Source organism: Streptomyces sp. ISL-36 (assembly GCF_018614205.1).
In the GTDB taxonomy this organism is placed as follows: domain Bacteria; phylum Actinomycetota; class Actinomycetes; order Streptomycetales; family Streptomycetaceae; genus Streptomyces.
Genome location: NZ_JAGGOS010000049.1, coordinates 1 through 23,185, shown reverse-complemented (window position 1 = coordinate 23,185; position 23,185 = coordinate 1). Strand labels below are relative to the sequence as shown.

Below are 23,185 nucleotides of genomic sequence, written 5' to 3'. Positions count from 1 at the left end.
GGTGGTCTTTCACACGACCGGAGGCCCGCGGCCGGCCCCTCGGCGTCACGCGCGGACGGCGGACGGCCCGGCGAGCCGGTGGGCGAGGCCGGTGAAGCGTCTGCCTGCGGAAACGGTACGGACCGCCTGGGCGATCGCCTTGCGGGAGCCCACCAGGACCACGAGCTTCCGGGCCCGGGTGACGGCCGTGTAGAGCAGGTTCCGCTGAAGCATCATCCAGGCGCTGTTGGTGACGGGGATCACGACGGCCGGGTACTCGCTGCCCTGCGAGCGGTGGATGGTGACGGCGTAGGCATGGGCCAGTTCGTCCAGCTCGTCGAAGTCGTACGGCACCTCCTCGTCCTCGTCGGTCCGCACCGTCAGCCGCTGCTCGACGGTGTCGAGCGAGGTCACGACGCCGACCGTGCCGTTGAAGACGCCGTTGGCGCCCTTCTCGTAGTTGTTCCGGATCTGCGTGACCTTGTCGCCGACGCGGAAGACCCGGCCGCCGAAGCGCTTCTCGGGCAGATCCGGACGGGCCGGGGTGATGGCCTGCTGGAGGAGCCCGTTCAGCGCGCCGGCTCCGGCAGGGCCCCGGTGCATGGGGGCCAGAACCTGCACGTCCCGGCGCGGATCGAGACCGAACTTCGCGGGGATCCGGCGTGCCGCGACCTCGACGGTGACCCGCGCCGCGTCCTCGGTCTCGTCCTCCGCGAAGAGGAAGAAGTCCGGCAGACCGGTGGTGACGGGTGCGTGCCCCGCGTTGATCCGGTGGGCGTTGGTGACCACACCCGACTGCTGCGCCTGGCGGAAGATCCGGGTCAGCCGGACGGCCGGCACCGGGCTGCCCGGCGCCAGCAGGTCGCCGAGCACCTCCCCCGCGCCGACCGACGGCAGCTGGTCCACGTCCCCGACCAGGAGGAGGTGGGCACCCGGTGCCACGGCCTTCACCAGCTTGTTGGCGAGCAGCAGATCGAGCATGGACGCCTCGTCCACCACGACGAGGTCGGCGTCCAGGGGCCGGTCCCGGTCGTAGGCCGCGTCCCCGCCCGGCTTCAGCTCCAGGAGGCGGTGGACGGTGGAGGCCTCGGCGCCGGTCAGTTCCGCCAGCCGCTTCGCGGCCCGGCCGGTGGGCGCTGCGAGGACGACCTTGGCCTTCTTGGCGCGGGCCAGCTCCACGATCGAGCGGACCGTGAACGACTTTCCACAGCCCGGACCGCCGGTCAGCACGGCGACCTTACGGGTCAGCGCGAGCCGCACGGCCTCCTCCTGCTCCGGCGCCAGAGTCGCCCCGGTCCGATCGGCGAGCCACGCCAGGGCCTTGTCCCAGGCGACCTCGTGGAAGGCCGGCATCCGGTCCTCGTCCGTGCGCAGGAGGCGGGTCAGCTGAGCGGCCAGGGAGAGCTCGGCGCGGTGGAAGGGGATCAGATAGACGGCCGTCACCGGCTGCCCCTCGGGGCCGGGCACCGACTCCCGTACGACCCCCTCCGGGTCCTCGGCGAGCTCGGCGAGGCACTCGATGACCAGACCCGTGTCGACCTGGAGCAGCTTGACGGAGTCGGCGATCAGCCGCTCCTCGGGCAGGAAGCAGTGCCCCTGGTCGGTCGACTGCGACAGCGCGTACTGCAGCCCCGCCTTGACCCGGTCCGGGCTGTCGTGGGGAATGCCGACGGCCTGGGCGATCCGGTCGGCGGTGAGGAAGCCGATGCCCCAGACGTCGGCGGCCAGCCGGTACGGCTGGTTCCGCACGACCGAGATCGAGGCGTCGCCGTACTTCTTGTAGATCCGCACGGCGATGGAGGTGGAGACGCCGACGCCCTGGAGGAAGACCATCACCTCCTTGATCGCCTTCTGCTCCTCCCAGGCGGCGCCGATCAGCCGGGTCCGCTTGGGTCCGAGTCCGGGGACCTCGACGAGCCGCTTCGGCGTCTGCTCGATGACGTCGAGGGTGTCGGTGCCGAAGTGCTCGACGATCCGCTCGGCGATCTTCGGGCCGATGCCCTTGATGAGGCCCGAGCCGAGGTAGCGGCGTATGCCCTGGATGGTGGCCGGGAGAACGGTCGTGTAGTTCTCGACGGTGAACTGTCTGCCGTACTGCGGATGGGAGCCCCAACGCCCCTCCATGCGCAGCGACTCGCCCGGCTGCGCCCCGAGCAGCGAGCCGACCACCGTGAGCAGATCCCCGGCTCCGCGACCGGTGTCGACCCGGGCCACGGTGTAGCCGCTCTCCTCGTTGGCGTACGTGATCCGCTCGAGAACCCCTTCGACCACTGCCTGGCCCTGACCTTGGTTGGACATGTACCGAAGGTAGCGAAGGCCTCGGACAGCGCGCCCGGGCCTGTGGACAAACGGACCCCGTCCCGGCCGATTCCTCGACGTGCCGACGACAGCGGTGGGTCGTAGCGTTTCCGGCATGAGCGACGAATCCTCCTTTCAGCAGGACGTGCTGGCCGAACTCGGCGACGACAGGCTCCAGGAGATCGCCGGGCTGCTCGGCACGGACCCGGCGGGCGCCCGCGACGTCGTCGGCAGCTCCGTGTCCGCGCTGACGGGTGAGTTGCGACGGGCGGCGGCCGAGCCCGCGAGCGCCGACGAGGTGCGCCAGGCGGTCGACGAGGTGACGACCTTCGAGCCTCCCCTGCAGGGCGTGGCCAAGTTCGGAGCACCGGTGGGCGGAGGGCTCATGGGCGAGGTACTGGCAAAGCTCGCGAAGCCGGCGGCGAACGCCGTCGCGAAGAGGACGGGCCTGCCGCCGGCGACGGTGAACCGGGCGGTCGAGACGCTGGTACCGGCGGTCCTGGCGGCACTCACGAAGCGGGCGACCACCAGGAAGGGCGGCGGCCTCGCGGACGTGCTGGGCGGAGGCCCGAAGAGGTGACGCACGGGCGTGTCCGCGTCACACCCCGAGGCGGGCGCCCCGGCTCTCCGCGATCCGCTTGACGTCCCGCAGGGACTCGGTGAGCCGGCCTGCCAGATAGCGCAGCTCGCCGCTGGTCACCCTTCGGTCCGCGAGGAGGTCGTCGGCGTGGCCGAGCAGCTCGCCGGCCATGCCGAGTTGGACGCTCTCGATGCCGTCCGCGAGCCGCGACACGGCGCCGGTGCCGGTGGTGTCGCTGTCGGTGTCGTCGTCCGTGCCGTCGCTGCCGTCGCTGCCGTCGCTCATGAGATAGCAGGCCTTCCCTCCCTCTCCCGTCCAGGGGAGCAGCCGCACCCGGGTCCTCTCGTCGCCGTTCACGCGGCGCCCTCCGTCCCGGGGCGGAGCTCCAGCCCGTGCGCGGCGAGCAACACCACCCGTCGCCGCCCCTGCCGCCTCTCGTAGGCCAGCAGGTAGGGGCGGACGAGCGGGCTGTCCTCCCCGCGCGCCGGGCGTTCGCCGGTGCGGTGGCGGGTGGGTCCGTCGACGGAGAGGCAGGTGTACGGGGACGGGTGGAGGGCGGGCGCCGGGGAGGAAGCGGGGCCACCGGTCCCGCGCAGGAGCCGGTGGGCGAGCCTGGCGATGAAGTCCTTCACATCGATCCTTTCGTCGCGTTGTGTGGCGAACCGCTCACAGAGTGACGTCGGACGTCGCTACGCTGCCAGTACCGGAGGGTTGACAGCAGACCTGTCAGGTTGGGGAGTTGGGGTATGGAGCAGCGCCGCAAGCCGCGCACACCACGTCAGAAGTACGGAGAGGAGCTGAGGCTGCGGCGGATGGCGGCCGACCTCACCCAGGAGGCACTGGGCGATCACGTCGTGTGCTCGCCCACGCTCATCAGCCACTTCGAGGCGGGCCGACGACTGCCGAAACCCGACGACGCGCAGCGGATCGACCGGGCGCTGGGGACGGACGGGTTCTTCTCCCGCTGGCTGGAAGACCTGGAGTCGAAGTACGCCGATCACTTCGCGGCGGTGGCGGAGCTGGAGCAACAGGCGACGCTGATCCAGCAGTTCGCGCTGTCCCTGGTCCCGGGCCTGCTTCAGACGGAGGGCTACGCCCGCGCCCTCTTCCGTGCGTACCAGCCGAACCACACGCGGGAAGAACTTGACGAAGCGGTTGTCATTCGAACAAGGCGTGCCCGCATTCTCGACGGACCGCTGAATCCGGTCATGTGGACCCTTCTCGACGAGGCCGTGCTTCGCCGCCGGGTCGGCGGACGGCAGGTCATGGCGGAACAGTTGCATCGGATCGGGGACTTGGCGGAGGCCGGTCGGCTGCGGCTGCACGTGCTGCCGTTCGGAGTGGGGGCGCACGCGCTCATGGAGAGCCTGCTCACCCTCATGAGCTTCGAGGACGCTGCGCCGGTCGCCTACGTGGAGGGGTTGCTGAGCGGGCACTTGATGGATGATCCCGCTCTGGTGAGGGCCAGCCAGACGGCCTACGCTCTTGCGCTGAGCGACGCCATGTCGCAGCAGGAGTCACTGGCCCTCGTGAGGGCGGCAGCAGAGGAACACGTGCATGGTCAGCAGTGAGCACACCGTCAGGGACTCGACCACCCTCACCGGGTGGTTCAAGTCCAGCTACAGCGGCGGCGGCCAAGGTGAATGCCTTGAGGTCGCCCGTGGCCACGCAGGCGTGCCCGTCCGTGACAGCAAGGCCGCGACCGGCCCGGCAGTGGTCTTTTCCGCGGACGGCTGGTCGTCGTTCGTCGCGGCGGTCAGGAGCGGCGCGCTCTCCGTCTGATGTCCCGGCCGACGGAACGGCCGCGCGCCTCGGCGTCATGCCGCCGAGGCGCGCCCCGCTCCCGGACCCGGTCCTAGGAACGACGGGACGGCGGGGTGACGGGGCGACGGGGTGACGTCTTGGGCCGCCGCCGTCCCGGTCGGCGGTGCCGTCAGATCCGCAGGAACCGCGTCAGCGTCTCCTCCAGGACCTCCACGCCGTCCCTCGCCCACAGCTCGTCGTTGAAGAGCTCCACCTCGATCGGTCCCGTGTAGCCCGCCTCCTCGACGAGGTCGCACCAGGCCCGCAGGTCGATCGCGCCGTCGCCCAGCTGACCCCGGCCGTTGAGGACCCCGGCCGGCAGAGGGGTGGTCCAGTCGGCCAGTTGGAAGGTGTGGATGCGGCCCGCCGCGCCCGCCCGCGCCACCGCTGCGGGAGCCCGGTCGTCCCACCAGAGGTGGTAGGTGTCGACGGTCACGCCCACCTGCTCCGCCGGGAAGTGCTCGGCGATCTCCAGCGCCTGGTCCAGGGTGGAGACCGCACAGCGGTCCGAGGCGTACATCGGGTGCAGCGGTTCGATGGCCAGTCGTACACCCCGTTCCCCCGCGTACGGAGCGAGTTCGGCGATCGCCTCGGTGATCCGCGCCCGGGCGGCCGACAGGTCACGGCTGCCCGGGGCGAGGCCCCCGGAGACGAGGACCAGGGTGTCGGTGCCGAGGGCCGACGCCTCGTCGATCGCGGCGCGGTTGTCGTCCAGGGAAGTCGCCGTGGTGAAGAAACCGCCCCGGCACAGGGTGGTGACGGTCAGGCCGGCGTCGCGGACGAGCTTGGCCGTGGCCTCCAGCCCGTACGCGTGCACCGGCTCGCGCCACAGGCCGATGCCTGGGACGCCGAGCCGTACGCACTGCTCCACCAGCTCGGGCAGGGGTAGCTGCTTCACCGTCATCTGGTTGATGCTGAAGCGGGACAGAGGGTTCACGCCGGGACTCCGTAGATCGTCAGCAGGGATCGCATCCGGGACTCCGCCTGCTCCGGATCCGGGAAGAGGCCCAGACCGTCGGCGAGTTCGTACGCCCGCGCCAGGTGCGGGAGCGAACGCGCCGACTGCAGGCCGCCGACCATCGTGAAGTGGTCCTGGTAGCCGGCCAGCCAGGCGAGGAGGACGACGCCCGTCTTGTAGAAGCGGGTCGGCGCCTGGAAGAGGTGGCGGGACAGCTCCACGGTGGGGTCCAGCACCTCCCGGAAGCCCTTGACGTCACCCGTGTCCAGGATCCGCACCGCCTGCGCCGCCAGCGGACCCAGCGGGTCGAAGATGCCGAGCAGGGCGTGGCTGAAACGCCCTCCCGCCGAGGGCTCCTCGCCCGCGATCAGCTCGGGGTAGTTGAAGTCGTCGCCCGTGTAGCAGCGGACGCCGTCGGGGAGGCGCCGGCGCAGGTCGATCTCGCGCTGGGCGTCGAGGAGGGAGACCTTGATGCCGTCGACCTTGTCCGGGTGGGCCGCGATGACCTCCAGGAAGGTGTCGGTCGCGGTGTCGAGGTCGGCCGAGCCCCAGTACCCGTCGAGCGCCGGGTCGAACATCGGGCCCAGCCAGTGCAGGATCACCGGCTCGGAGGCCTGGCGGAGCAGGTGCGTGTAGGTGTCGACGTAGTCGTCGGGGTCCTCCGCGGCGGCCGCGAGGGCGCGCGAGGCCATGAGGATGGCCTGGGAGCCGGTCTCCTCGACCAGGGCGAGCTGTTCCTCGTACGCCTCCCGCACCGTCACGAGGTCGGCGGGGCCGGTGAGTTGGTCGGTGCCGACGCCGCAGGCGATCCGGCCGCCGACGGCCTTGGCCTCGGCCGCCGAGCGGCAGATCAGCTCGGCCGCGCCGGCCCAGTCCAGGCCCATTCCGCGCTGTGCGGTGTCCATGGCCTCGGCGACCCCGAGGCCGTGGGACCAGAGGTGGCGGCGGAAGGCGAGGGTGGCGTCCCAGTCGATGGCGGCGGGCGAGTCGGGGGTGGTGTCGGCGTACGGGTCGGCGACGACATGGGCGGCGGAGAAGACGGTACGGGAGGACAGTGGCCCGGTCCCGGTCGCGGCGAGGCTCCGGGTCGCCGCCGGGTTCGCGGGGCGCGGGGTGTAGTCGCGCAGCCCTCCCCCGGCGTTCGGCAGGCGGATCACAGCGCGATCTCCGGGACGTCCAGGCGGCGGCCCTCCGCGGAGGAGCGCAGGCCCAGCTCGGCGAGCTGCACACCGCGCGCGCCCGCCAGCAGGTCCCAGTGGTAGGGCTCGTCCAGGACCACGTGCCTGAGGAAGAGCTCCCACTGCGCCTTGAAGCCGTTGTCGAACTCGGCGTTGTCCGGCACCTCCTGCCACTGGTCGCGGAAGGACTCGGTGACCGCGATGTCCGGGTTCCAGACCGGCTTCGGGGTGGCCGAGCGGTGCTGGACGCGGCAGCCCCGCAGTCCGGCGACGGCCGAGCCGTGCGTGCCGTCGACCTGGAACTCGACCAGTTCGTCGCGGTTGACCCGGACCGCCCAGGAGGAGTTGATCTGGGCGACCACCCCGCCCTCCAGCTGGAAGGTGCCGTACGCGGCGTCGTCGGCGGTGGCCTCGTACGGCTTGCCCTGCTCGTCCCAGCGCTGCGGGATGTGCGTGGCGACCTGGGCGGTGACGCCGGTGACCCGGCCGAACAGCTCGTGGAGGACGTACTCCCAGTGCGGGAACATGTCGACGACGATGCCGCCGCCGTCCTCGGCGCGGTAGTTCCAGCTGGGGCGCTGGGCGTCCTGCCAGTCGCCCTCGAAGACCCAGTAGCCGAACTCGCCGCGCACGGAGAGGATCCGGCCGAAGAAGCCGCCGTCGATGAGGCGCTTCAGCTTGAGCAGGCCCGGCAGGAAGATCTTGTCCTGGACGACACCGTGCTTGATGCCGGCGGCCTCGGCGAGGCGGGCGAGCTCCAGGGCGCCTTCGAGGTCGGTGGCGGTGGGCTTCTCGGTGTAGATGTGCTTGCCGGCGGCGATCGCCTTCTTGATCGCCTCGACGCGGGCGGACGTGACCTGGGCGTCGAAGTAGAGGTCGATCGTCTCGTCGGCGAGGACGGCGTCGAGGTCGGTGGACCACTCGGTGAGGCCGTGGCGCTCGGCGAGCGCGCGCAGGGCGTGCTCGCGGCGGCCGACGAGGACGGGCTCGGGCCAGAGGGTCTCGCCGTTGCCGAGGTCGAGGCCGCCCTGTTCACGCAGGGCGAGGATCGAACGGACGAGGTGCTGGCGGTATCCCATCCGTCCGGTGACGCCGTTCATGGCGATGCGGACTGTCCTGCGTGTCACGAAGGTTCCCTCCATGGGCGATGCGCGCCTCCGACAGAAAGCGCTTTCTACTGGGAATGACGCTAGCCTGCCGACAACACCCCGGACAAGGGGGCGGCCCGACTCTCCCCGGAGGTACGCGATGACAGTCACGCTGGCGGATGTGGCCGCGCGGGCCCGGGTGTCCCCGGCGACGGTCTCGCGCGTCCTGAACGGCAACTACCCCGTCGCCGCCTCGACGCGGGAGCGGGTGCTGCGGGCGGTGGACGAGCTCGACTACGTCCTGAACGGGCCCGCGAGTTCGCTCGCCGCGGCCACCTCCGACCTGGTCGGGATCCTCGTCAACGACATCGCCGACCCCTTCTTCGGGATCATGGCGGGCGCGGCGCAGAGCGCGATCGGGGAGGGCGCGTCGGGGCGCGCGGGTGGCGAGAAACTGGCCGTGGTCTGCAACACGGGCGGCTCCCCGGAACGCGAGCTGACCTATCTCACCCTGCTGCAGCGCCAGCGGGCCGCCGCGGTGATCCTCACCGGCGGATCCCTGGAGGACGAGGAGCACATGGCGGCGGTCGCGGCCAAGCTCACCAAGCTGGCGGACGCCGGGACGCGGGTCGTGCTGTGCGGGCGGCCTCCGGTGCGGGGGGACGCGAGCGTGGCGGCGCTCACCTTCGACAACCGGGCGGGGGCGCGGCGGCTGACCGACCACCTGCTGACGCTCGGGCACCGGCGGATCGGTTACGTCGCGGGGCCGGCGGACCGGACGACGACCCGGCACCGGTTGGAGGGACACCGGGAGGCGATGTCGGCGGCCGGCGCGGCCGAGGGGCCGACGGTCCACGGCTCGTACGACCGGGGCTCGGGATACGACGCGACGCTCGAACTCCTGCGTCGGGAGCCGTCGTTGACGGCGATCGTGGCGGCGAACGACACCGTCGCGCTGGGTGCGTGCGCGGCGCTGCGCGACCGGGGGCTGAGCATTCCGGGCGACGTGTCGGTGGCGGGCTTCGACGACCTGCCGTTCTCGGTCGACGCGGTCCCCGCCCTGACGACGGTACGCCTCCCGCTGCACGAGGCGGGCGCCCGCGCCGGGCGCCTGGCGATGGCCACGGAGGAGGCGCAGCCGGGAGGCATCGCGACGATCCCGGCAGAACTGATGGTCCGCGCGTCCACGGCCCCGCCGCGGGGCTGAAGGGGCCGGGACCGGCCTCTGAAGCAACCGGGCCGGTCTTCGGAGGCGCTGCGGACTTACGGGGCGGTGCGGCCTTCGGGCGGGCGGCCTTCGGGCGGTGCGGCCTTCGGGCGGGCGGTGCGACGGCCCGGCTCGCTCGGCCCGGCCGTGCTTCGGGCCGGGGGCCCGATCGGGGGGCGGCTCGGGGGCCGGATCGGGGGAGGTCGGCTCGGGGGAGGTCGGCTCGGGGGAGGTTGGATCCGGGGGCCGGATCAGGCCGCCGGTGCGCCGGGGTGCGTTACGCGGTCGGCTTCAGGGTCGTCGCCGTCAGGATCGCCTCCACCGTCTCCTCCACCGACATCTCCACGTTGTCGATCCAGACGTCCTCCCCCGCCAGCTCCTCGCGCATCGCCTCGTCCAGCGGCGCCCAGTTCGTCGTCAGGCGCTTGTCGCGGGCGTTGTTGCGCTCCCAGGCCTTGTCGGGGCCCGGGGCGAGGAAGACGACGTACAGCGGAGTCGACTCCAACTGGCTGCGGTAGAAGCCGAGATGGGTGCGGCGGACGACCACGTCGTCGATCACCGGGAGGAAACCGGCCGTCGTGAAGCTGTCCGCGAGCAGGCAGGCGTTGCGGGCGCGCAGGAAGATCTGACGGTCCGCTTCCGGGTCGTGCTCCATGGTCGGCCAGCGGCAGCCGCCGACGATCAGTTCCTGGAGGCCGTCCACCTCGATGTGCGCGGACATCCCGAAACGCGCCGCGAGCGCCGCAGCGACCGTCGACTTGCCGCTGCCGGGGATGCCGCTCAGCAGCACGGCCGCCGACGCGGGTTCACGGTCGATCGGGACCAGGTCCAGGGACATGGACGGACTCCTTCTCGCGCTGCGCGTCGGCGTGCGCGTGAGCGTGAGCGTGCGGGCGGACGTGGGCAGGGGCGTCGGTAGGTGCACGATACGCCGCCGCCGTCCTCCCGCCCCCGAACGTCAGCGACGTCAGCGCCACCCCGCCGACCAGCAGCGCCGCCGCGCACCAGCGCAGTGGGCTCATGCCCTCGCCCAGGATCAGGGCCGCCGAGGACATCCCGAAGACCGGGACGAGCAGGGAGAAGGGAGCGACGGAGGAGGCCGGGTGGCGTCGCAGGAGCCAGCCCCAGGCACCGAAGCCGAAGATGGTCGTGATCCAGGCGACGTACACGATGACGAAGACGCCGGTCCAGTCGAGCGCCCGCAGCGCTTCGAGGTCCCGCTCGGGCCCCTCCCGTACGAGGGAGAGGGCGAGCAGCGGCAGTACGGGGACGGTGCTGACCCAGACCATGAAGTTGAGGGCGTCGGGCGGGGACGCCTTGCGGGTCAGGACGTTGGAGAGGCCCCAGCAGGCCGCCGCCGCGATCAGGAGGACGAAGCCCGCCAGGGGCCCCGACGCACCCTGGTCGACCGCCGCGACGGTGATACCGGCGAGCGCCACCACCATGCCGGCGATCTTCACCTTGCCCGGCCGCTCCCCCAGCGCGACGAAGGCGAACAGGGCCGTGAAGACGGCCTGGACCTGCAGGACCAGGGAGGAGAGCCCGGCCGGCGCACCCAGGTCCATACCGGTGAAGAGCAGGCCGAACTTGGCCACGCCGAGGACCAGGCCGACGGCGACGATCCACTTCCAGGCCACCTTGGGCCGCCCCACGAGGAAGACGGCGGGGAGGGCGGCGACGAGGAAGCGGAGGGCGGAGAAGAGCAGGGGCGGGAAGTGGTCGAGGCCGATCTCGACGACGACGAAGTTGACTCCCCAGACGGCGGCGACGAGCGCGGCGAGAGCGATGTGGGCGGGACGCATGCGATCGAGCATCGCCGCCCGGGACCGTGTAGCACCAGCACGGATTTCTTCATGGTTGGATGAAGCAGCGCTTCATCCAGACCTGTCGAGGAGAGTGCCGTGCTCGATCTCGGACGCCTGCGGGCGCTCCACGCCGTCGCCGTCCACGGCACGGTCGGCGCCGCTGCCGCCGCCCTCGGCTACACCCCCTCCGCCGTCTCCCAGCAGATCGCCAAGCTGGAGCGGGAGACCCGCACAACGCTGCTGGAACGCCAGGGGCGCGGGGTGCGGCTCACCGACGAGGCCCAGCAACTGGCCGCCACGGCGGAGACGTTGCTGTCGATCGTCGAGGAGGCGGAGGTACGCCTGGAGGAGCGGCGCGGGCTGCCGTCCGGGCGCCTGGCGATCGGCTGCTTCGCGAGCGCGGCACGCGGGCTCATGCCCCGGGTCCTCGCCGAACTGGCCCGGCGGCACCCCTCCCTGGACGCCCGGCTCACCGAGGTGGACCCGCATCTCTCGATCGACCTCGTCTCGCGCGGGGTGCTCGACCTGGCCGTGGCGCACGACTGGGACATCGCGCCGATGCCGACCCCGCAGGGGGTGGAGCAGGCGGCGATCGGCGACGACCTGTGCGACGTCCTGGTACCGCACGACCATCCCCTGGCGGCGCGGGCATCGGTACGGCGGGAGGAGCTGGTGGAGGAGCGGTGGATCACCCAGCCGCCGGGGACGGTGTGCCACGACTGGCTGATCCAGACGCTGCGGGCCACCGGGTACGAGCCGCACATCGTCCACCGCGCCGAGGAGAATCCCACGCAGGTCGCCCTGGTCGCGGCGGGTCTGGGCATCGCGCTGGTGCCCCGCCTCGGCCGCGGGCCGCTGCCGCCCGAGGTGGCCCCGGTCCGTCTGGACCCGATGCCGATGCGCCGGCTGCACGCCCTGTGGCGCGCCGGAGCGGCCCGGCGTCCGGCGATCACGGAGACCGTCCGCACGCTCCAGGAACTCTGGCCCGCGGTGTCCGCGGCGACCGCCGTGACCTGACACGGCGTCCGAGGCGACCGCCGTGACGGACGAGGTGTCCGCGGCGACCGCGGTGACTGACGAGGTGGCCGCGGTGTCCGTGGTGACGGACGAGGTGTTCGCGGCGACCGCGGTGACCTGACGCGGTGTCCGAGGCGGCCGCGGTGTCCGGGGCCGACCTGACACGGCGTCCGTGACGGCCGGGCGCGTACCCCTTTCCGCTCTCCCGGCGCGACGCGGATCCTGCCCGGATGCTTGACCTGGCAGTTACTTTCGGGCTATCCGTGACACCTTGGAAGTTTCCTTCAACCTTGCACGGCCGGAAGGAGCATCAGTGCACCACCGCGCCACCTCCAGACGCACCCTCCTCACCGTCACCGCCGCCGCAGCCGCGGCGGCCGTCACCGGAGTGACCACGCCCGCCCTCGCCGACAGCACCGCCGACAGCGCCGACACCGCCGCCGACGACGCCACGCTCCAGCAGCTCATCTCCCGGATGTCGCTGGAGGAGAAGGTCGGCCAGCTCTTCGTCATGCGGGTGTACGGCCACTCCGCCACCGCCCCCGACCAGGCCGACATCGACGCCAACCTCAAGGAGATCGGCGTCCGCACGGCCGCCGAGCTCGTCGAGCGCTACCACGTCGGCGGGATCATCTACTTCTCCTGGGCGCACAACACCCGCGACCCGCGTCAGATCGCCGAGCTCTCCGACGGCATCCAGCGGGCCGGCCTCGCCCAGCCCACCCCCCTGCCCCTGCTCATCTCCACCGACCAGGAGCACGGCATCGTCTGCCGGGTCGGCAAGCCCGCCACGCTGCTCCCCGGCGCCATGGCGCTCGGCGCCGGAGGCTCGCACTCCGACGCCCGCAAGGCCGCGCAGATCGCGGGCGCCGAACTGGCCGCCGTCGGCATCCGGCAGAACTACGCGCCGGTCGCCGACGTCAACGTCAACCCCGCCAACCCCGTCATCGGCGTCCGCTCCTTCGGCTCCGACCCGCAGGCTGTGGCCGCGCTGGTCGCGGCCCAGGTCAAGGGCTATCAGCAGGCCGGGATCGCGGCCACCTCCAAGCACTTCCCCGGGCACGGTGACACCGCCGTCGACAGCCACTACGGCCTGCCGACCATCACCCACACGCGGGCGCAGTGGGCCGAGCTGGACGCCCCGCCGTTCCGGTCCGCCATCGCCGCCGGCATCGACTCGATCATGACCGCGCACATCGTCGTCCCCGCGCTCGACCCGAGCGAGGACCCGGCGACCCTCTCCCACCCCATCCTGACCGGCATCCTGCGCGAGCAGCTCGGTTACGACGGTGTGGTGGTGACGGACTCGCTCGGCATGGAGGGGGTGCGGACGAAGTACGGCGACGGGCGCGTGCCCGTCCTCGCGCTCAAGGCCGGTGTCGACCAGCTGCTCAACCCGCCGAAGCTCGACGTCGCCTGGAACGCCGTCCTCAGGGCGGTCGAGGACGGTGAGCTCACCGAGGCCCGGCTCGACGCGTCGATCCTGCGGATCCTGCGCCTCAAGGGGAAGCTGGGGCTGTTCCGCCGGCCGTACGTGGGCGACGCGGGAGTGAACCGCACGGTCGGCTCCACCTCCCATCTGGCGCACGCCGACCGGATCGCGGAGGCGACGACGACGCTGCTCCTCAACGAGGGCGGGCTGCTCCCGCTCTCGCGGCGCAGCCATGGTGACGTCCTCGTCGTGGGTGCCGACCCCGCCTCGCCGTCCGGCACCACGGGGCCGCCGACCACCACCCTGGCCACGGCCTTCACCGAACTCGGCTTCAGCGCCACGGCGCTGTCCACCGGGATCAGCCCGACCGCCGCGAAGATCGAGCAGGCGGTGGCCGCGGCGGCCGGCAAGGACGTCGTCGTGGTCGGCACCTACAACGTCTCGGCGACCAGCTCCCAACGCACCCTCGTCGCCCGGCTGGTGGCGACCGGTGTGCCCGTCGTGACGGTCGCGATCCGCAACCCGTACGACATCGCCCATCTGACGGGGCAGCGGGCGACCGTCGCCGCGTACTCCTGGACCGATGTCGAACTGCGGGCCGCCGTCCGGGTCATCGCGGGCCAGGCGCGGCCCAAGGGCCGTCTGCCCGTCCCCGTACAGCGAGCGGACGACCCGGCGCGGGTGCTGTACCCGGTCGGGTACGGCCTCTCGTACGCCTGACAGGGAAGGGGCTGTGCCCGTCGGCTCCACGGCCGACGGGCACAGCCCCTCTCCAGGTCATGGACGGATGCCGTGCTCCCGGCTCAGCTCGTCGTCGGCCGCCTTGTCGAGGCGGGCGTCGAAGCGGGCCAGCGGCTGCGCGGCCGCCGCCGTCGGGGCGTCGACGCCGGCCCACGCGAGGATGCGGGCCGTGGCCTTGGCGCGCTCGGCCTCGACGAGGCCGGCGACCTGGGCGCCGTGGTTCGCGCCGGGGGCCGTGTAGACGTAGCTGTCACGGGCGCCCTTGCCGAGGCGGAACGGCTCGGCGCCCCACGGGTCGTTGCCGCCGTAGACGAAGAGCATCTGGTGCGCGTTCTTGCGGACCCAGTCGTCGACGTCCCGCATGACCCACGGCTTGAACGTCATGGGGATCTCGCGGGGCACGAAGGTCCGGGCGGGCTGGTAGCCGTACCGGGTCAGACCGTCCAGGTGCGGCAGCTTGATGCTGGGCGATCCGAGTTCGGTCGCCGCCTGGTAGTAGTACGGGGTGTACGGGTCGAGGCCCTGGTCGGTGTAGAAGGACCAGCCGGAGTAGGCGTCGATGGTCTCGTAGACCTCGTCGTCGCTCGCGGTCCTCGCCTCAGGCACGGAGCCGCAGACGTCCTCGCCGTAGTACTGCCAGAAGCCCCAGACGAAGTCGAGGACGACGGCCTCGTACGCCTTGTCGAGGGAGCCGACGGTGTTGAAGGTGGCGCCCTCGGAGGCGGCCCACTCCTGGTACTTCTTCTGCAGCGGCTCGCGGCGGATCAGGGCCTCGCGCTGGAGGGCGTTGAGCCGGTCGCGGCACTCCTTCGTCCCGACGGTCTCGAAGAACCGGTCGTAGGCCGAGTCCTCCTTGTTGACCACGTCGTTGGGCGCGACGTACGCGACCACGCCGTCCATGTCGCGCGGGTAGAAGCGCTCGTAGTACGTCGCCGTCATGCCGCCCTTGGAGGCTCCGGTGGAGAGCCAGTTCCTGCCGTAGACCTTCTTCAGGGCGGTGAAGATGCGGTGCTGGTCGCTGGCGGCCTGCCAGATGTCGAGCTTGGACCAGTCGGCGGGCTGCGGCCGGGACGGCGTGAAGTACCGGTACTCCATGGAGACCTGGTTGCCGTCGATGATCCGGGTGGGCTCGCGGCGGCTGGGGGTCGTGCTCAGCCCGTAGCCGCTGGTGTGGAAGACGGTCGGCCGGTCGGTGTCCTTGTGAAGGACCGAGAGCCGCTGCTTGAACGTGCCCGCCCAGGGGCGGCGGTGGTCGACCGGCTGGGTGTACTCGAGGACGAAGAAGCGGTAGCCGGCGTACGGCTTCTCCTCGATCAGGCTCATCCCGGGGATCGCCAGGATGCGGTCCTTGATGTCCGTACTGTCGGCGGTGGCGGACGTACGGTCGACAGCCGTCCCGCCGAACGTGCCGGTGGCCGGCTCCGCGGCGGTAGCCGCGCCGGACGCTCCGACGGTGCCTATGAGCACCGTGAGCGACAGCAGCCATCTCAGCGACTTGCGCATTCACCCTCCCCTTGATTCACAACGGTGTCGCGAACCTAGCGGGGCAACGTGCGTGCCGCCAGCCCTGGTTGGGCCTTACCTGGGGGAATTCCTCCGCATCAGCACAGGATCCATCCCGTCGAGGCGCTCCGGCCGGCGACGGAACCGGTGGCGCGGACGCAGCGGTTCAGGGCGTGGACGGTGACCGGGCCCGCCTGGCGGGTGAAACGGCCGGAGTCGACGGCGGGGAGGCCGCCACGGGGCTGGAGGGAGACGGACATCTGCCGGCGCGCGCCGGGGCTCTTGGCCACGGTGAGGGCGCACACGTACTGGCGGCTCTTGTAGAGGCGCAGCTCTCCGGTGGCGAAGGCGACCGTCTTGGTGGGGCGGCCGCCGCACAGGGAGGCGGCGTCGGCGCGTGCGGCGCCCGGGCCGGCGAGGGTGAGGGCGCCGACGGCCAGCACCATCGTGAGCAGGTGCGTGAGCAGCCGCCCGGAGCCCGCCCGTTTCGTCCCACCGAACATGTGAGTCCCCTCCCGCCTCTGTGCCGTACATGCGTACGACGCACGGGAGGCCCGAGCGGTTGCCTCCCTCAGCTCAGCCGAAGAGGGTCAGGACGAGGAGGAGGAAGACGCACTCGGCGCCGATCAGCGTCCAGAAGGCCGCCTTGCGGGCGGTGGTGGGTTCGGCGGGGGCGTCCGGGGTGCACAGGGCGTGGATCCAGGCGGTGGCCGCCACGGCGAGGGAGGCGAGATAGGCCCAGCCCGGGGTGTCGGAGCAGCCCTCGCCGTAGCCGAGGCAGCGGCCGGCGTTCTCCGAGGCCAGCCCGAGGAACCCGGCCACGACCGTCGCGGGGAGCAGCAGCAGTCCGGCCCACAGGGCTCGGGTGCGCAGCCGCCGGGCCACCTCGTTCGGACGGGCGGCGGCGGCGCCCTCCGACCAGGCGCGGGCACGGACGTCCGGGGCGGACGCCTTGCGCCCCGCGGGCACGGGGCCGTCGGAGGCCGGGGCAGACGCCTTGCGCCCCGCGGGCACGGGGCCGTCGGGGGCCGGGGTGGGGCGCTCGTCGCTCATGGGCCCGATTCAACCCCGCCGGGGGGCCGGGCCGAATGCGCTGAGCTACTCAAACGGCCCGGCCCCGGTACTCAGAGCGCCTTGGCGGCGGCGGGCTCCTCCTCGCCGATGAACGTCCGCCACAGCGCCGCGTACCGCCCGCCCCGGGCGAGGAGCTCGTCATGGGTGCCGTCCTCCGCCACCCGGCCGTCGGCCATGACGATCACGCGGTCCGCGCGCGCTGCCGTGGTGAGGCGGTGGGCGACGATCAGGGTGGTGCGCGCGCAGGCGCTCGACGCGAGGTCGCCGTCGGGCGACGGACGGGCGGTACGACGGCCCGCGAGGCGGTCGGTGGCCTGGTTCACCTTGGCCTCGGTGGCCAGGTCGAGGGCGGCGGTCGCCTCGTCGAGGAGCAGGATGTCGGGGTCGACGAGCTCGGCGCGGGCCAGGGCGATCAGCTGGCGCTGACCGGCGGAGAGGTTGCGGCCGCGTTCGGCGACCTCGTGGAGGTAGCCGCCGTCCAGGGTGGCGATCATGTCGTGCGCGCCGACCGCGCGGGCCGCCGCCTCGACCTCGGCGTCGGTCGCCTCGGGCTGGCCGTAGGCGATGGCGTCGCGGACGGTCCCGGCGAAGAGATACGCCTCCTGGGGCACCACCCCGAGCCGGTGGCGGTACGCGGTGAGGTCCAGGTCCCGCAGGTCGGTGCCGTCGGCCGTGACCCGGCCGCTCGTCGGGTCGTAGAACCGCGCGACCAGCTTGACCAGCGTGGACTTTCCGGCGCCGGTCTCGCCGACGAAGGCGACCGTCTGCCCGGCCGGGATGCGCAGGTCGATGCCGGTGAGGGCGGCCTCCCCGTCGCCGGCGTCCCGCCCATAGGCGAAAGAGACGTCCTCGAAGGCGATCTCGCCGCGCAGCGACAGCACGTCGAGGGGCTCCTCGGCGGCGGCCGTCGACGTCGGCTCCTGGAGGAGCTCCTGCATCCGCTTCAGCGAGACGGCGGCCTGCTGGTAACCGTCGAAGACCTGCGACAGCTGCTGCACGGGAGCGAAGAAGAGGTCGATGTAGAGGAGGTAGGCGACCAGCGCACCGGTGGTCAGCGTGCCCGCCTCGATACGGTTCGCGCCGACGATCATGACGGCGGCGGCGGCCACGGAGGACAGCAGGGTGACGAAGGGGAAGTAGATCGAGATCAGCCACTGTCCGCGGACGCGGGCCTCGCGGTACGCCTCGCTGCGCTCCGTGAACCGGGCCGCTCCCGAGCGCTCGCGCCGGAACGCCTGGACGATCCGCAGGCCGGCGACGGACTCCTGGAGGTCGGCGTTGACGACGCTGATCCGCTCGCGGGCCAGCTCGTACGCCTTCACGCTGGAGCGGCGGAAGAAGTACGTGCCGACGGCGAGGACCGGGAGCGTCGCGAAGACGACGAGGGCGAGCTGCAGGTCGAGGAAGAGCAGCGCGACCATGATGCCGAAGAAGGTCACGACGGAGACGAAGGCCGTGACCAGACCGGTCTGGAGGAAGGTCGACAGGGCGTCCACGTCCGTCGTCATCCGGGTCATGATCCGGCCGGTCAGCTCGCGCTCGTAGTAGTCGAGGCCGAGCCGCTGGAGCTGGGCGAAGATCTTCAGACGGAGGGCGTAGAGCACCCGCTCGCCGGTGCGGCCGGTCATCCGGATCTCGGCGGTCTGGGCGACCCACTGCACGAGGACCGTCAGCAGGGCGAGCGCGGAGGCGGCCCAGACGGCGCCCAGGGCGAGCCGGTTGACGCCGTCGTCGATGCCGTGGCGGATCAGGACGGGCAGCAGCAGGCCCGTGCCGGCGTCGAGGGCGACCAGGCCGAGGCTGATGAGCAGCGGGATCCGGAAGCCGTGCAGCAGGCGGCGCAGTCCGTACGTCTTCTCCGGCGTGACCGCCTGGGCCTCGTCGACGTCGGGGGTGTCCGTGGCAGGTGGCAACGCCTCCACGGCGGCGAGCAGTTCGGGGGTGGCTCCGGGGGCCTGGGACTCCTCGGCGGTCTCCTCCCGCACCCACAGGGTCGGGGTGATGCCGCGTTCTGCGTCGAACTCGGCGTCCAGCTCCTCGCGGAGGGTGCGGTCCTCGGGGAGTTCCATCGCCACGGTGTGCCCGGGCGAGACGCCGCCGAGCTCGTCGGGGTCGGTGAGCAGCTTGCGGTAGAGCGCCGAGCGTTCCTCCAGCTCCTCGTGGGTGCCGATGTCGGAGAGGCGGCCGTCGTCGAGGACGGCGATCCGGTCGGCGAGGTTGAGGGTGGAGCGGCGGTGGGCGATGAGGAGGGTGGTGCGGCCGGCCATCACGGAGGCGAGGGCCTCGTGGATCTCGTGCTCGACGCGCGCGTCGACGGCGGAGGTGGCGTCGTCGAGGAGGAGGAGCCGGGGGTCGGTGAGGATGGCGCGGGCGAGCGCGATGCGCTGGCGCTGGCCGCCGGAGAGGGTCAGGCCGTGCTCGCCGACCGTGGTGTCGTAGCCCTCGGGCAGGTCGGCGATGAAACGGTCCGCCTGGGCGGCGCGCGCGGCGGTCTCGATCTGCTCCTGGGTGGCGTCGGGGTGGCCGTACGCGATGTTGGCGCGGACGGTGTCGGAGAAGAGGAAGCTGTCCTCCGGGACGAGCCCGATGGCGGCGCGCAGGGAGTCGAGGGTGAGCTCGCGGACGTCATGGCCGCCGACGAGGACGGCGCCGTGGGTGACGTCGTAGAAGCGGGGCAGGAGCAGCGAGACCGTGGACTTGCCGCTGCCGGAGGCGCCGACGACGGCGACGGTCTCGCCGGAGCGGATCTCCAGGGAGAAGCCGTCGAGGACGGGGCGGCCGTCTTCGTACGCGAAGCCCACGTCGTCGAACTCGACGGTGGCCTCGGCGTCGGCCGGCAGCTCCTTCGTCCCGTCCTTGATCACGGGTTCGGTGTCGATGAGCTCCAGGACGCGCTCGACGCCGGCGCGGGCCTGCTGGCCGACGGTGAGGACCATGGCGAGCATCCGGACCGGGCCGACGAGCGAGGCCAGGTAGGAGGAGAAGGCGACGAAGGTGCCGAGTGTGATCTGGCCGCGGGTGGCGAGCCAGCCGCCGAGCGCGAGGACGCCGACCTGGCCGAGTGCGGGGACGGCCTGGAGGGCGGGGGTGTACCGCGAGTTGAGCCGGATGGTGCGCAGCCGCCCTGCGAAGAGCCGGCGGCTGGCGTCGCGGATCTTCCCGGTCTCCTGGTCCTCCTGCCCGAAGCCCTTGACGACGCGGACACCGGTCACCGCCCCGTCGACGACACCGGCGACGGTGGCGGCCTGGGCCTGGGCGTACCAGGTGGCGGGGTGGAGCCGGATGCGGCTGCGTTTGGCGATGAACCACAGGGCGGGCGCGACGGCGAGGGCGACCAGGGTCAGCGGGATCGACAGCCAGGCCATGACGGCGAGGGAGATCAGGAAGAGCAGGATGTTCCCCACCGTCATGGGGAGCATGAAGAGAAGACCTTGGATGAGCTGAAGGTCGCTGGTCGCGCGTCCGACGACCTGCCCGGTGGACAGCTCGTCCTGCCGCCGCCCGTCGAGCCGGGTGATGGTGCCGTACATCTCGGTACGGAGGTCGTGCTGGACGTCGAGGGCGAGCCGGCCGCCGTAGTAGCGGCGGATGTAGGTGAGGGCGTAGACGACGACGGCGGCGCCGATGAGCAGGCCGGTCCACACGGTGAGGGACCTGGTCCGCGCGCCGATGACGTCGTCGATGATCACCTTGGTGATGAGCGGGACGAGGGCGAGGACGGCCATGCCGGCGAGCGAGGACCCGAGCGCGAGGACCACGTTCGCCCTGTAGCGCCACGCGTATCCGGTCAGCCTGCGCGCCCAGCCCTGCTGTTTCTGCCCCGCCACGGCCACGTGGTTCCTCCCGTTCGTCCTGCTCTACCGGAAGGCCCAACGCAGGCGGGGTGGGATTTCATCCCGCCGCGACGAACCTCCGGGCAGGACCGGCTTCGGTCCTGGGACCGGGCCGCGGTGCGCCGGGGGCGTGCTCCCGTGCGCGGGGGCAGGGCGTTCCGCGGGCCCGGGGAACGGGTAGGCAGTCACGGGCCGTCGAACGGCGGCGGGTCGAGGAGGGGGTGAGCATGTCGGAGACCGAGCACCGGGCGGCGTATCTGTGCGGGCAGCTCCACGCCGCGCTGCGCGCGCTGGAGAGCATCGGGGCGCGCACCAACAAGTTGGCGGAGACCGCCGCGCTGTACGAGACCGCCCGTTCGCCGCAGAACAAGCTGCGGCAGCATCTCAGGCTGGCGGGTGAGCACATCGTGGCGGCCGTGGAGCGCGGTGGGGCGCACGCCAAGGCGGCGACGGAGGTCTTCCAGGGCATACCGGCGCTCATCCCGGCGAAGGGGATCCCGTCGGGCGCTCTCGGCAACTCCGACTCCGCGCTGTTCAGCGACGGGTACAACGACCAGCTCAGCGCCTACAAGGAGAAGTACGGCGCGCTGCTCGCCTGAAAGTCCCGGGCGTCCTGGGCACGGGCGTCCTGGGCGCGAGCGTCCTGGGCCCCTGTCCGCGCCGCGCCTCCGCGTGTGGCGCGGCGCGGTCAGGGTGCCCGGGAGACGCTCAGAGGTGCGTGGGTTCGAACATGCGCAGGAGGGCCGGGAGGACCACCACCGACGGGCCCGGGGTCGACAGGGCCTTCGTCAGGTCGGCCGTCAGGGACTCCGGGGTCGTGCGGACCGCCGGGACGCCGAAGGACTCCGCGAGGGCAACGAAGTCCGGGCGGGACAGCTCCGTCGCCGTCGCCTCGCCGAAGGCGTCCGTCATGTACTCGCGCAGGATGCCGTAGCCGCCGTCGTCGACGATCAGCCAGGTGACGTCGGAGCCGTACTGCTTGGCCGTGGCCAGCTCGGCGATCGAGTACATCGCGCCGCCGTCGCCGGAGACCGCGAGGACCGGGCGCGTCGGGTCGGCCGCCGCCGCGCCGAGGGCGGCGGGGAAGCCGTAGCCGAGGCCGCCGGCGCCCTGGGCGGAGTGCATGGTGTTGGGGTGGCGGGGGTCGAAGGCGGACCAGGCCCAGTAGGCGAGGATCGTCATGTCCCAGAAGCTCGGCGACGTGTCCGGCAGGGCCTCGCGGACCGAGGCCACGATCCGCTGCTCCAGGGTGAGGTCCTGGGCCGCGATGCGGTCGCGGACCTTGGCCAGGACGGCCGCGACCCGCTCCGGGGCCGTCGGGTCCTCCCGTACCGCCACGGTTTCGAGCAGCGCGGAGAGCGCCAGGCGGGCGTCGGCGTGGATGCCGAGGGCCGGGTGGTTGGACTCCAGCTTCCCGGCGTCGGCCTCGATCTGGATCACCCGGCCGCGCGGGGCGAAGGTGTGGTAGTTCGAGGACAGCTCGCCGAGGCCGGAGCCGACCACCAGCAGGACGTCGGCGTCCTCCAGGAAATCGGTGGTGTGCCGGTCCTCAAGCCAGGACTGGAGCGAGAGCGGGTGCTCCCAGGGGAAGGCGCCCTTGCCGCCGAAGGTCGTCACGACGGGGGCCTGGATCCGCTGGGCGAGCGCGAGAAGCTTGCCGGAGGCGTCGGAGCGGACGACTCCGCCGCCCGCGATGATCGCGGGCCGCTCGGCGTTCGCGAGCAGATGCGCCGCCACCGCGGTCAGCTCGGGGCGCGGCACGACCTCCTCGGGGGTCGCGTCCATCGCCGTGACGACGGGGAGCGTCGTCTCGGCGAGGAGGACGTCCTGGGGGATCTCGACCCACACCGGCCCGTGGGGGGCCGTCAGCGCCGACTCCCAGGCCGCCGCGATCGCGGACGGGATCTGGGACTGGGTACGGACGGTGTGGACGGACTTCACGATGTCCCGGAAGGACGCCTGCTGGTCGCGGAGCTCGTGCAGATAGCCGTGGCGCCCGCCGCCGAGCCCGGCCACCGGGACCTGGCTGCCGATGGCGAGGACGGGGGCGGAGGCGGCGGCCGCCTCCTGCAGCGCGGCCAGCGACATCAGCGCGCCGGGGCCGGTGGAGAGCAGCAGCGGGGCCGCCTCACCGGTCATCCGGCCGTACGCGTCGGCCGCGAAGCCGGCGTTGTTCTCGACGCGCAGCCCGACGTAGCTGAGCGAGGAGCGGCGCAGGGCGTCGAACATGCCGAGGGCGTGCTGGCCCGGGAGCCCGAAGACGGTGGTCGCGCCGAGGCCCGAGAGCGTCTCGACGACGAGGTCGCCGCCGTTGCGCCCGGCGGGCGGGTTGAGCGCGGCCTCGGTCTGGGCGGCCGTGGGCCGGAGCACCAGGTCGTGGTCGTGGGTCATGCGGTGTCCCTTCGGTCGCGTGCCACCTGCCGCCCGCGGCGGGTGAGATCGATTCTCGACGATCACGGCCCCTCTACCGGCCGCGGTCTGGCCGGGGGCCCTCCGACCGCCCCGGCGACCGGCTGCGAGCACCCGTGTCTTCGGGTCTCGTACGGCCCCGGCGACCGGCCGCCTGCGGGCCCCGGGGGCCGCGTGGTCGGTGGGCCTTCGGCCGGCCGGAACGCCGCGGGTTCGGGTTTCGTACGGCCCCGGCGGACCGTCCCGTGCGGGCCCGGGGCCGCGTGGTCGGTGCCCCGGC

20 protein-coding genes are annotated in these 23,185 nt (G+C 72.4%); 7 read left to right on the top strand and 13 right to left on the bottom strand.

The genetic code is table 11. The features are described 5' to 3' along the window. Positions 1-45 precede the first annotated feature (45 nt). Complete coding sequence (locus tag J7E93_RS13745) at positions 46-2,277, bottom strand: ATP-dependent RecD-like DNA helicase (protein ID WP_215068988.1); 2,232 nt, start codon at positions 2,275-2,277, stop codon at positions 46-48. Positions 2,278-2,392: 115 nt separating this feature from the next. On the opposite strand from J7E93_RS13745, the gene J7E93_RS13740 reads away from it, so the two are divergent. Further along, positions 2,393-2,857, top strand: coding sequence for a DUF937 domain-containing protein (locus J7E93_RS13740; RefSeq protein WP_215068986.1), 465 nt, complete (start codon positions 2,393-2,395; stop codon positions 2,855-2,857). Positions 2,858-2,875: 18 nt separating this feature from the next. Here the strand turns inward: J7E93_RS13740 and J7E93_RS13735 are convergent, their stop codons facing one another. After that, positions 2,876-3,142, bottom strand: coding sequence for a hypothetical protein (locus J7E93_RS13735; protein ID WP_251066515.1), 267 nt, complete (start codon positions 3,140-3,142; stop codon positions 2,876-2,878). A 68-nt stretch (positions 3,143-3,210) separates the two neighbouring features. Beyond that, positions 3,211-3,489 (bottom strand): hypothetical protein, encoded by a 279-nt coding sequence (locus J7E93_RS13730; protein WP_215069117.1) that lies wholly within the window; start codon positions 3,487-3,489, stop codon positions 3,211-3,213. Between the two features lie 114 nt (positions 3,490-3,603). On the opposite strand from J7E93_RS13730, the gene J7E93_RS13725 reads away from it, so the two are divergent. Further along, positions 3,604-4,428, top strand: a complete 825-nt coding sequence (locus J7E93_RS13725) for a helix-turn-helix transcriptional regulator (protein WP_215068982.1) — start codon at positions 3,604-3,606, stop codon at positions 4,426-4,428. Further along, positions 4,415-4,639, top strand: a complete 225-nt coding sequence (locus J7E93_RS13720) for a DUF397 domain-containing protein (protein WP_215068975.1) — start codon at positions 4,415-4,417, stop codon at positions 4,637-4,639. Before J7E93_RS13725 ends, J7E93_RS13720 begins: the two co-directional genes overlap by 14 nt. Positions 4,640-4,790: 151 nt before the next feature. Here J7E93_RS13720 and J7E93_RS13715 read toward each other — a convergent pair whose 3' ends face one another. The 3 genes from J7E93_RS13715 to J7E93_RS13705 are packed head-to-tail and all read right to left on the bottom strand — an operon-like array spanning position 4,791 to position 7,923. Continuing rightward, positions 4,791-5,597 (bottom strand): sugar phosphate isomerase/epimerase family protein, encoded by an 807-nt coding sequence (locus J7E93_RS13715; protein WP_308368534.1) that lies wholly within the window; start codon positions 5,595-5,597, stop codon positions 4,791-4,793. Next, positions 5,594-6,775 carry a dihydrodipicolinate synthase family protein gene (locus tag J7E93_RS13710; RefSeq protein ID WP_215068974.1) on the bottom strand — a complete coding sequence of 394 codons (1,182 nt, stop codon included), beginning with the start codon at positions 6,773-6,775 and terminating at the stop codon, positions 5,594-5,596. Before J7E93_RS13710 ends, J7E93_RS13715 begins: the two co-directional genes overlap by 4 nt. After that, entirely contained in the window at positions 6,772-7,923 is a 1,152-nt protein-coding gene (locus J7E93_RS13705; RefSeq protein ID WP_215068972.1) for a Gfo/Idh/MocA family protein, read from the bottom strand. The genes J7E93_RS13710 and J7E93_RS13705 overlap by 4 nt, the downstream gene beginning before the upstream one ends. Before the next feature lie 121 nt (positions 7,924-8,044). Between J7E93_RS13705 and J7E93_RS13700 the strand changes: the two genes are divergently transcribed. Further along, positions 8,045-9,091: a LacI family DNA-binding transcriptional regulator gene (locus tag J7E93_RS13700; RefSeq protein ID WP_215068970.1), complete on the top strand. Its 1,047-nt coding sequence runs from the start codon at positions 8,045-8,047 to the stop codon at positions 9,089-9,091. Positions 9,092-9,368: 277 nt separating this feature from the next. On the opposite strand, the gene J7E93_RS13695 is transcribed toward J7E93_RS13700, so the two are convergent. Both J7E93_RS13695 and J7E93_RS13690 read right to left on the bottom strand, forming a co-directional pair. Continuing rightward, the gene (locus J7E93_RS13695) at positions 9,369-9,929 is read right to left on the bottom strand and encodes an AAA family ATPase (protein ID WP_215068968.1); all 561 of its coding nucleotides are present in this window, start codon (positions 9,927-9,929) and stop codon (positions 9,369-9,371) included. After that, positions 9,898-10,893 (bottom strand): EamA family transporter, encoded by a 996-nt coding sequence (locus J7E93_RS13690; protein WP_215068966.1) that lies wholly within the window; start codon positions 10,891-10,893, stop codon positions 9,898-9,900. The genes J7E93_RS13695 and J7E93_RS13690 overlap by 32 nt, the downstream gene beginning before the upstream one ends. A 99-nt stretch (positions 10,894-10,992) precedes the next feature. Here J7E93_RS13690 and J7E93_RS13685 point away from each other — a divergent pair, with 99 nt between their 5' ends. Both J7E93_RS13685 and J7E93_RS13680 read left to right on the top strand, forming a co-directional pair. Further along, positions 10,993-11,913 carry a LysR family transcriptional regulator gene (locus J7E93_RS13685; protein WP_215068964.1) on the top strand — a complete coding sequence of 307 codons (921 nt, stop codon included), beginning with the start codon at positions 10,993-10,995 and terminating at the stop codon, positions 11,911-11,913. 313 nt (positions 11,914-12,226) lie between these two features. Then, positions 12,227-14,065, top strand: a complete 1,839-nt coding sequence (locus J7E93_RS13680) for a glycoside hydrolase family 3 protein (protein ID WP_215068958.1) — start codon at positions 12,227-12,229, stop codon at positions 14,063-14,065. A gap of 57 nt (positions 14,066-14,122) precedes the next feature. Here the strand turns inward: J7E93_RS13680 and J7E93_RS13675 are convergent, their stop codons facing one another. The 4 genes from J7E93_RS13675 to J7E93_RS13660 all read right to left on the bottom strand — a co-directional run bounded on the left by J7E93_RS13675 (position 14,123) and on the right by J7E93_RS13660 (position 20,490). After that, positions 14,123-15,589: an aminopeptidase gene (locus tag J7E93_RS13675; RefSeq protein WP_215068956.1), complete on the bottom strand. Its 1,467-nt coding sequence runs from the start codon at positions 15,587-15,589 to the stop codon at positions 14,123-14,125. Positions 15,590-15,687: 98 nt separating this feature from the next. Then, a complete protein-coding gene (locus tag J7E93_RS13670; RefSeq protein ID WP_251066511.1) occupies positions 15,688-16,035 on the bottom strand; it encodes a hypothetical protein in 348 nt (115 codons plus the stop codon). A 130-nt stretch (positions 16,036-16,165) separates the two neighbouring features. Further along, positions 16,166-16,642, bottom strand: a complete 477-nt coding sequence (locus J7E93_RS13665) for a hypothetical protein (RefSeq protein ID WP_215068952.1) — start codon at positions 16,640-16,642, stop codon at positions 16,166-16,168. Between the two features lie 71 nt (positions 16,643-16,713). After that, a complete protein-coding gene (locus J7E93_RS13660) occupies positions 16,714-20,490 on the bottom strand; it encodes an ABC transporter ATP-binding protein (RefSeq protein ID WP_215068950.1) in 3,777 nt (1,258 codons plus the stop codon). A 233-nt stretch (positions 20,491-20,723) separates the two neighbouring features. Here J7E93_RS13660 and J7E93_RS13655 point away from each other — a divergent pair, with 233 nt between their 5' ends. Continuing rightward, the gene (locus tag J7E93_RS13655; RefSeq protein ID WP_215068948.1) at positions 20,724-21,095 is read left to right on the top strand and encodes a hypothetical protein; all 372 of its coding nucleotides are present in this window, start codon (positions 20,724-20,726) and stop codon (positions 21,093-21,095) included. Between the two features lie 109 nt (positions 21,096-21,204). Here J7E93_RS13655 and J7E93_RS13650 read toward each other — a convergent pair whose 3' ends face one another. Continuing rightward, positions 21,205-22,887, bottom strand: a complete 1,683-nt coding sequence (locus J7E93_RS13650) for a thiamine pyrophosphate-binding protein (protein ID WP_215068946.1) — start codon at positions 22,885-22,887, stop codon at positions 21,205-21,207. Between the last annotated feature and the right edge of the window lie 298 nt (positions 22,888-23,185).

What these genes read in the sequence shown, in the direction of transcription:
- J7E93_RS13700 (WP_215068970.1), top strand. Translation starts at nt 8,045, where the DNA reads ATGACAGTCACGCTGGCGGATGTGGCCGCGCGGGCCCGGGTGTCCCCG.
- J7E93_RS13690 (WP_215068966.1), bottom strand. Translation starts at nt 10,893, where the DNA reads ATGCGTCCCGCCCACATCGCTCTCGCCGCGCTCGTCGCCGCCGTCTGG.
- J7E93_RS13675 (WP_215068956.1), bottom strand. Translation starts at nt 15,589, where the DNA reads ATGCGCAAGTCGCTGAGATGGCTGCTGTCGCTCACGGTGCTCATAGGC.
- J7E93_RS13670 (WP_251066511.1), bottom strand. Translation starts at nt 16,035, where the DNA reads ATGGTGCTGGCCGTCGGCGCCCTCACCCTCGCCGGCCCGGGCGCCGCA.
- J7E93_RS13745 (WP_215068988.1), bottom strand. Translation starts at nt 2,277, where the DNA reads ATGTCCAACCAAGGTCAGGGCCAGGCAGTGGTCGAAGGGGTTCTCGAG.
- J7E93_RS13725 (WP_215068982.1), top strand. Translation starts at nt 3,604, where the DNA reads ATGGAGCAGCGCCGCAAGCCGCGCACACCACGTCAGAAGTACGGAGAG.
- J7E93_RS13665 (WP_215068952.1), bottom strand. Translation starts at nt 16,642, where the DNA reads ATGAGCGACGAGCGCCCCACCCCGGCCCCCGACGGCCCCGTGCCCGCG.
- J7E93_RS13740 (WP_215068986.1), top strand. Translation starts at nt 2,393, where the DNA reads ATGAGCGACGAATCCTCCTTTCAGCAGGACGTGCTGGCCGAACTCGGC.
- J7E93_RS13655 (WP_215068948.1), top strand. Translation starts at nt 20,724, where the DNA reads ATGTCGGAGACCGAGCACCGGGCGGCGTATCTGTGCGGGCAGCTCCAC.
- J7E93_RS13695 (WP_215068968.1), bottom strand. Translation starts at nt 9,929, where the DNA reads ATGTCCCTGGACCTGGTCCCGATCGACCGTGAACCCGCGTCGGCGGCC.
- J7E93_RS13720 (WP_215068975.1), top strand. Translation starts at nt 4,415, where the DNA reads ATGGTCAGCAGTGAGCACACCGTCAGGGACTCGACCACCCTCACCGGG.
- J7E93_RS13735 (WP_251066515.1), bottom strand. Translation starts at nt 3,142, where the DNA reads ATGAGCGACGGCAGCGACGGCAGCGACGGCACGGACGACGACACCGAC.
- J7E93_RS13650 (WP_215068946.1), bottom strand. Translation starts at nt 22,887, where the DNA reads ATGACCCACGACCACGACCTGGTGCTCCGGCCCACGGCCGCCCAGACC.